Consider the following 7,098-nt stretch of genomic DNA (forward strand, 5'->3'; position numbering starts at 1 on the left):
CAAGTACTGGACCGCGGCCGTGGAACTCCCACCCGGACCGAACGGTGAACGCCGGCGAAAGGTCATTCGCCGGAAGAACAAGGCCGAGCTCCTCGCTGAACTGTCGAACGTACGTCGGGATCTCGAGAAGCGTGGCGACCTCCCCACGAAGAACCAGACCGTCGAGCAGTGGTTCACGTACTGGCTGCGGGAGATCGCGGCGAAGAAGGTCCGCCCGAACACTCTCGACGGATACCGGCGGACCGTGAACAACCACATCATCCCCGCGATCGGCAAGATCAAGCTCGACAAAGTCACCGGCGCGCACATCCGCCGTGTCCACGACGCCGTCACCGGCAAGGGCAACAACAACACCACCGCTCTGCTCGCACACCGCACCATGTCCGTGTCGTTCAAAGCCGCCGTCCGGGAAGGTCGCATCGGCCGGAACCCCGCCACACTCGTCGACGCGCCCCGCAAAGCCGCGACCGTCCTCCACGCCCTCACCCTCGAAGAAGCAGTCCACGTCCTCGGGCACGCCGCGACCCGACCAGACGGGGCACTGTGGGCGACCGTCCTCCTCACCGGCGCCCGCCGCGGCGAAATCATCGGCCTCGAACGGGACCGCGTAACCGACGTCCTCGACCTGTCATGGCAGCTGATCCGCATCGAGAAGACCGATGTTGACGGTGTCGTGAACGCCCCATCCGACTACGAATACCGGCACATCACAGGTGGCCTGTATTGGACGCGCCCGAAGTCGTCGAAGGGGTGGCGGATCATCCCCCTCATCGACCCGCTCCGCTCGATCCTGCAGAACCACATCGAGCACTCCCCCGACAATCCGTGGGGACTCGTGTTCACCCGCAACGGACGCCCCTACGGCCCCGACCTCGCATCGGCCGACTGGCGACGCATGCTCACCGACGCGGGCATCGACAAGGATGTGCGCCTCCATGACGGCCGGCACACCACGGTCGATCTTTTGTATGCGGCTGGTGTCCCCGAGGACATCATCACGGAGCTTGTGGGCCACTCCACGCGCGCGCAAACACAGTCGTACAAGTCTCTCGGGAACCGTGACCGTCTCCTCGCTGCGGCGGAACAGTTCTCAGCCCTGTTCGCGTCCCCAACGAAACCGGAACTGACCGCCGACTGACCGCGCGTAGGTGACACCGTCGAGGCGGGTCACGCAGCGTTGGAACGTGCGCACCAGGTCCGGTTCCACCCCGAGCTCATCAGCGATCCACTGCACGTCGTGGTGGATCTGTTCGAGGCGCGCATACTCCGCCGGGTGGATCAGCAGCTGCGCCGCGTACCGGTCCGCGGCGTCTTCCTGACTGCGAACCCCGTACCCCACGTGCCCGTGGAACACATGCCCCAGTTCGTGCGCCACGACGGACCGGCGGGCGATGGGGGTCAGGTTGAAGTCGTACACCACCCGACCGTTCTCATGGTCGTAGAAGCCTCTGTACGGGCTGGGGAGGTGCGCCACGTGGACACTGACCCCGAGGTGTGCTGCGTGGGTAAGGAGCTCCCTCACGCATTCTCCTAGTCTCGGCTGGGGGTTGGGTCCTTGTCGTCCGCGGCGTCCGCGAGTGGGGGTGTGACGTGCCCCAGATACGTCACGTTGTCCTCGACCGTAGGGGATGGGTCCGACGTCGCGTACTCGGCGAGCAGTTTGTCCATGCCTCCGTATCGGGCGAGTGCGTCATTGACGAGCGCGGCGGGTGTGGTTTGCAGGTGGTGTGCGATCCGTTCCAGCTCTGACACGGTCACCTCGTTCACGCCCTCTTCCCGGCGTTGCAGGTTTGACAGTGGGATGCCGGTGAGCGCCGCGAGACGCGTCTGCGGCATCCCGTAGTCCGGGTCTGTGCGCCGGTTCTTGATCGCCGCGCCGAGCTTCCGGTCGAAGTCGCTGATGCGCTTGGGGGTGCGTGCCATGCCCCCAGTGTAAACGCGCGTGACACTTCATTATTGGCCCGCAATGTTTCATATGTTCTTGCGTAGTGCAAACCTGACGTGCTACGGTTCAAACATGAACCAGAGAAGAGTGGCCGGTCAGGCCCTTTCCCAGACTTCCCAGGAGACCGCCGGTCACCCTGAGGCTGTCGCGCTGGTCCGTTCCCTCGGTGGGGACGTTCCGGTGCGTGACCTCTTGGTGGCCGGCGGTTTTCGTGGTTTCACCCCCGCTGAGATGTTCGAGGGGGCCGCATGACCACCCCGACGCTCGACAAGATCGCGTACTCGCTCCCGAACTTCGCGAAAGCCGTTGACCTCTCGATCGAGAAGATCCGGCAACACATCGACCGTGGCGAGCTCGTCCCGTCGTATGTGGACTCGAAGCCGCTGATCATGCGGGAAGAGGGCGAGCGGTGGCTCCGTACTCGGCCGAACGAACGGCCCGAACGAGCCGCCTGACCAAACTCTCTCAGCCCTTGTGACTGTCGTAGGTCACCTGGGCGCTGGTTCGTCGTACCCAAAAACGGCACCTAACTACATACCCACGCTCACACGAAGACGCGCCGGAGATTCACCGGGGTGGACGTAAGGACCGGCAGTGCCGGGCAGGTAGCGGAGAGCCCCGATGACGGGCGTGGGAGACAACGGAACGTCTGGTTCCGAGTCGTGACGGTATGTCCCGTCACGCATCACAACTTGGTGTGTACGGCACGCCCCTGAATCCGTTTGGGGTGGCGTCTCACGTCCTGCTGATCCGGTACGGGCCGGGGAGCAGAGACAGGTAGCACGCGGGGCGTGAAGGTTCCACGGATTGATCCGTGCCGGGTTCGATTCCCGGACGCCCACCCTGGATCGTCTCGACGGGTTGGACTCCCTGGGGCGCACGGAAAGGAGCACGACATGAGCATGTTGATTAGTGAGTCTCGGATCATCGAGATGAATGAGCGGATTGAGGCCGTCGTCGCGTCGGGCGAGCCGGAGAGTATCGAGTACGAGTCCCCTGAGGTCATCGCGGAGTGCGCGCGACGGTATGTCGAGGCGCAGGTGAAGTTGCGGAAGCGTGCCGAGGCGCGGTCGCAGGAGTCGCTTGCGAAGTTCAAGGAAGCGACGGGTGCGGCGAGGGCGAGACTCCGGGCGAAGGCGAATCTGATCACGACGGAGCTTGCGCAGTCGCTTCATCGGGAGTGGACGGCGGCGATGCTTGCGGGTGAGTTCGCGTTGCCGGATGGTACGCGGGTTTCGTGGGCGGATGCGACGGTTCAGCAGCACGGCATTCGGGCTGACCAGCTGGAGTCGCTGGCGGCTGGTGATTTGGCTACGGCGGCGATTCACCGTCAGGCGATCAGTGATCTGCGGTCTGCGGGTGTGGACCGTCTGGCGGATCTGTCGTGAGCGAGATTCTGAAAGCGGCTGAGGATGCGCTGGTTGAAGCGTATGCGGAGTACAAGCGCGAGTATGACGCCGCCTATTACGAGACGCATCACGAAGAAATCCTGGCGTATGCGGCCTACTACCGGCACGAAAACGCGGACGCCTTGCTTCAGCGCAAGTCGGCCTACCACGCATCCAATCGCGAACGGCTCAATGCGATCAGCCGGGCCTACTACCGCGCGAACAAAGACCAGCGCGCTGACTACTACAAGTCCTGGTACGCAGACAACCGCGCAGCACGCCTGGAGTACGCCAAGTCCTACCGCGAAGCGAACGTCGAAGCTGTGCGCGCGGCGAAGGCCCGCTGTTACGAAGCGCGAAAAGAAGAGATCAATGCACGCCGTCGCGCCAGATACCAGCAGAAGAAGCAAGAGAAGGAGAAGGAATGAGCATCGTCATCAGCGTTGAGAAGCCCACCGAAATGGGCGGCGCTTACGTCACGGTCAGCGGCCACCAGGAACTAGACGAGCACGACGTACAGGAGATTCTGCACGCGGCTGTCAAGGTTCTCGGCGTCTGCAAGTCATACGGGATCGCACCGATCATCAGCCGCAAGTGGCGGATCGTCGGTGACGAGTTCGAGGAGATCAGCATCGTCAACGTCCACGCAACCAAGTAGCACCCACAGCCCCCGCGTCGTTGTCGGGAGTGCGCAGGTTCGAGTCCTGCCGGGGGCGCTCGCAAACGGAAACGCCGCCCCGGGCATGGGGACGGCGAATCACGAAAGGAGGCCCGCGCATGGGCCACAACACAAGAGTACCCACGCAGGACATCCTCGACCGGTACTTCGCCGCCGCCGTGGATCTCGCTGTCTGCATCGACGTCATGGACCGGGGCGAGAACGACCCCACCTATCCGGCTGACCGGTCGGACGGCGCCCAGATGTACCGGTTGGCGATGTTCACGGAAGCCCTCGAGACGTTCCGTGCAGCGAAGGACGTGCTGCTGACGGCGATGGAGCCGCGCGAGGTGCGTCGCCCGGTCGACGTGACCGACAAGATCGAGGCGGTCGAGTCGTGAACCGGTGGATCGCGGATGCTGAGACTTCAGCTCGTCTCGACGCGGTGGATCGTGACCTTGACGAGTGTGAGGCGTTGGACCGGCTCGTGTACGGGCGGGAACCGCGCGGGTGGCAGACGACGGCGGAGGTCGCGATGGTCGTCGCGGTTGGGCTGGCGGTTCTTGCGGCGGTGATCGTCCGATGAACGAGTTCACGGCATCCAACGGTGTCACGATCCGGTACACGGTCGGTATCGACGGGGCCAAGCGTCTCATCGGTACTAGCCCCCGCCCGTCGGGCGACGAATGGACTGAGGCAACGGCTTCCCCGGAAGGTATCGAAGCGCTCCGCGAGTTCTTCCGGGCTGAGGAAGACAAACGACTCGGACGGTGGGGCGTCGTGAAACGGGCGCGCATGGTCTTGTTCATGACCGCGCTCGTGATGGTGCCGTTCGGGTTGACCTCATTCAACGGGGCGTCCCTCATCGGGTGCGCAGCCGTCATCGGCTACATCGTCTTGACGATCGCCGGCGCACCCAACCACAACGAACAGGAGCAGCTGTGACCGTGCCATTCATCGAGGTCACCGTGCAGCAAGGTGGTGGCGGCTTCATGCGCCACGCATGTCGCACACCAATGACCAGCTCCGCGACCATGGGGCATTTCTACGGAGTCACAGCGTGCGTTCGCCGCATACGCCCGCTCCGCCACGATGCGCCGCCGCGCGCATTCACGGCAACCGAGCCCGACCCGAAGCTGACATGGAACGGCGGACAGATGAACCGCTACTGCCCTGCGTGCATCAAGGTCGTCGCAGATCACGCTCCGGCCGAACCGTCTGGGGGTGTGTCGTCGTGAGTGGGTCGTGGGACGGCATGGTCGCCGATGAGGCGAGGAGACACGGCAACCAGACCACCCTCCCCCGCGGCGGGTGGGAGGCGTACAAGAAGCGGCGGTCCGCGGGGCCACGCCCGTTGAACTCGTACACGCAGTCTCAGCAGGAAGCGTTCACCGCCGGTGTCGACTGGGTGATCGCGCAGCAGCTCGCCTGGGCTGACCTCACGGTGACTGATGCGATCTGGGAGCTCCGTCGCGGCAACCTGTCGATCTTCTACCCGCTGTTCCAGGAGAACGGCATTAACCCGCAGATCGGCGTCGACTGCCCCTCCGACCGGGTCCACCCTGCGGGGCTGATCCAACCCACGAACCGTGACGGGTTCTGTCTGACGTGCGGATTTGACCACATGGCTGCCGCGACCGTCCTCGAAGGAGACAACTGATGCCCGAGAAGAAGAAGGAGGGGCTCGAGCTCCTCCGAGAACCGTTCCCCAGCAACCAGATCAACCAGCTCCCGAAACCGTACAAGGCCGACTCCCCGAAAGCGCGGTGCGGTGAGTGCGGCGGATACCACGGCATGCCAGCTGCGCACCTCGACTATGTGGGGCACGCCGCACTCACCGATCGTCTCCTCGACGCCGATCCCGCATGGACGTGGGAGTTCGTCGTCACTGACCCGACCACGGGTGCACCCATCTTCGACCAGAACGGGGGCCTGTGGATTCGTCTGACCGTGTGCGGTGTGAGCCGCCTCGGGTACGGCGACGCTCAGGGCAAGAAGGGTGGTAACGCGGTCAAGGAAGCGATCGGCGACGCGCTCCGCAACGCCGGGATGCGGTTCGGTGCCGCCCTGGACCTGTGGCACAAGGGCGACCTGCACGACGCGTCCGTGGAGCGTGGGGACGGTGAAGTCGAACGTCTCACCGCCGACAAGAAGGCACCAGCACAGGAGCGTGTAGCAGCTGCTCTCGCCGCTATCGAATCTGCTGAAACTCTCGCTGATCTCGACAAGGTGTGGGCGCGGGTGAAGCTTGGCGGCATTGACGGTGTCGCCCCTTTGCCTGCGACCCATGAGGCTCGGCGGTCGGCGCTTGCGGGCACCGAGGAACCTGCCGACCCGTGGGCGGCTACTCCCGTAGCGGAGGTCCCGAAGTGACCGACCACGCAGCGAAGGCCACCGAGTTCGGCAACCTCGCGAACGAAGCATGGGACGCGAACCAACGCGAGTACGCGACCGCGCTCCTCGCCTCCGCACAGGTCCACGCGACCCTCGCCATGGTCGAGCAGCAGCGCATCGCGAACCTCATCGCCCTGGCGGAGCACACCCAGCGCCGCTACGGAACAGCTGCAGGCGAAGCAGGAGGAGTCGGGACTCTCCTGAGCTACGGCGAGACGCCCGACAGCAACATGCGGGTTCGGAACAACGTCGCCTACGCCCTCGGCCTCCGGGAAGCGCCCATCGAACCATCCACCGACTGATCCCACGAAACGGGGCACCGACCGCATTGCCCGCGGTCGGTGCCCCACAACCCAAGTCGAACCCCTCTACCAGGAGAAGAACCCTTGAGCAGCACCTACCCTAGCCCCGAGCAACTCCCGCTCGTCTGGCCTGACACCGCCGACACCCGCAGAACCGACCCCGCCACCAGCCACACCGCAGCGGACAGAGCCGTCCACAAAACGCCCGTGAAGCTCGCGATCGAACGCGTCCTCACCGACGCCGGCCGGCCCCTCACCGCAGACCAGATCTGGGGGCACCTCCGCAACTACTACGGCGTGTACTGCTCCCGTGAGCGGGTACGCACCGTCCTCAACGAGGGTGCCGGGTTGTGCGCCCGCACGAAAGACCGGTTCCACGCGTTCACCCGCCTCCCCGAGACGGCCCCGTCC

The 7,098-nt window shown here is 64.7% G+C and carries 13 protein-coding genes; 11 read left to right on the forward strand and 2 right to left on the reverse strand.

The annotated features are described in order from the left end of the window. The first annotated feature begins 19 nt into the window (after positions 1–19). On the forward strand, positions 20–1,138 hold the full coding sequence (locus tag F6X37_RS32085; protein WP_187614064.1) for a tyrosine-type recombinase/integrase: 1,119 nt from the start codon (positions 20–22) through the stop codon (positions 1,136–1,138). Here the strand turns inward: F6X37_RS32085 and F6X37_RS32090 are convergent. Together F6X37_RS32090 and F6X37_RS32095 are read right to left on the reverse strand one after the other, a co-directional pair. Next, a complete protein-coding gene (locus F6X37_RS32090) occupies positions 1,091–1,522 on the reverse strand; it encodes an ImmA/IrrE family metallo-endopeptidase (protein WP_316252015.1) in 432 nt (143 codons plus the stop codon). The two genes, F6X37_RS32085 and F6X37_RS32090, sit on opposite strands and share 48 nt — an antisense overlap. A gap of 8 nt (positions 1,523–1,530) precedes the next feature. Then, positions 1,531–1,923: a helix-turn-helix domain-containing protein gene (locus F6X37_RS32095; RefSeq protein WP_187614066.1), complete on the reverse strand. Its 393-nt coding sequence runs from the start codon at positions 1,921–1,923 to the stop codon at positions 1,531–1,533. A 270-nt stretch (positions 1,924–2,193) separates the two neighbouring features. On the opposite strand from F6X37_RS32095, the gene F6X37_RS32100 reads away from it, so the two are divergent. The 10 genes from F6X37_RS32100 to F6X37_RS32145 form a co-directional block, all read left to right on the forward strand. Beyond that, positions 2,194–2,400, forward strand: a complete 207-nt coding sequence (locus F6X37_RS32100; protein WP_187614067.1) for a hypothetical protein — start codon at positions 2,194–2,196, stop codon at positions 2,398–2,400. Between the two features lie 441 nt (positions 2,401–2,841). Beyond that, positions 2,842–3,333 (forward strand): hypothetical protein, encoded by a 492-nt coding sequence (locus F6X37_RS32105; protein ID WP_187614068.1) that lies wholly within the window; start codon positions 2,842–2,844, stop codon positions 3,331–3,333. Then, positions 3,330–3,761 carry a hypothetical protein gene (locus F6X37_RS32110; RefSeq protein WP_187614069.1) on the forward strand — a complete coding sequence of 144 codons (432 nt, stop codon included), beginning with the start codon at positions 3,330–3,332 and terminating at the stop codon, positions 3,759–3,761. Before F6X37_RS32105 ends, F6X37_RS32110 begins: the two co-directional genes overlap by 4 nt. Then, a complete protein-coding gene (locus tag F6X37_RS32115; RefSeq protein ID WP_187614070.1) occupies positions 3,758–3,991 on the forward strand; it encodes a hypothetical protein in 234 nt (77 codons plus the stop codon). Before F6X37_RS32110 ends, F6X37_RS32115 begins: the two co-directional genes overlap by 4 nt. Positions 3,992–4,110: 119 nt before the next feature. Further along, positions 4,111–4,392, forward strand: coding sequence for a hypothetical protein (locus F6X37_RS32120; protein ID WP_187614071.1), 282 nt, complete (start codon positions 4,111–4,113; stop codon positions 4,390–4,392). A 181-nt stretch (positions 4,393–4,573) separates the two neighbouring features. Continuing rightward, on the forward strand, positions 4,574–4,936 hold the full coding sequence (locus F6X37_RS32125; RefSeq protein WP_187614072.1) for a hypothetical protein: 363 nt from the start codon (positions 4,574–4,576) through the stop codon (positions 4,934–4,936). 310 nt (positions 4,937–5,246) lie between these two features. Beyond that, positions 5,247–5,651: a hypothetical protein gene (locus tag F6X37_RS32130; protein ID WP_187614073.1), complete on the forward strand. Its 405-nt coding sequence runs from the start codon at positions 5,247–5,249 to the stop codon at positions 5,649–5,651. After that, entirely contained in the window at positions 5,651–6,364 is a 714-nt protein-coding gene (locus F6X37_RS36470; protein WP_222945000.1) for a hypothetical protein, read from the forward strand. The genes F6X37_RS32130 and F6X37_RS36470 overlap by 1 nt, the downstream gene beginning before the upstream one ends. Next, positions 6,361–6,687 (forward strand): hypothetical protein, encoded by a 327-nt coding sequence (locus F6X37_RS32140; protein WP_187614074.1) that lies wholly within the window; start codon positions 6,361–6,363, stop codon positions 6,685–6,687. Before F6X37_RS36470 ends, F6X37_RS32140 begins: the two co-directional genes overlap by 4 nt. An 84-nt stretch (positions 6,688–6,771) precedes the next feature. Then, on the forward strand, positions 6,772–7,098 hold a 327-nt coding region (locus F6X37_RS32145; RefSeq protein WP_222945001.1), incomplete at its 3' end, for a hypothetical protein.

This window comes from Paraburkholderia sp. 31.1 (assembly GCF_014397645.1).
In the GTDB taxonomy this organism is placed as follows: Bacteria; Pseudomonadota; Gammaproteobacteria; order Burkholderiales; family Burkholderiaceae; genus Paraburkholderia; species Paraburkholderia tuberum.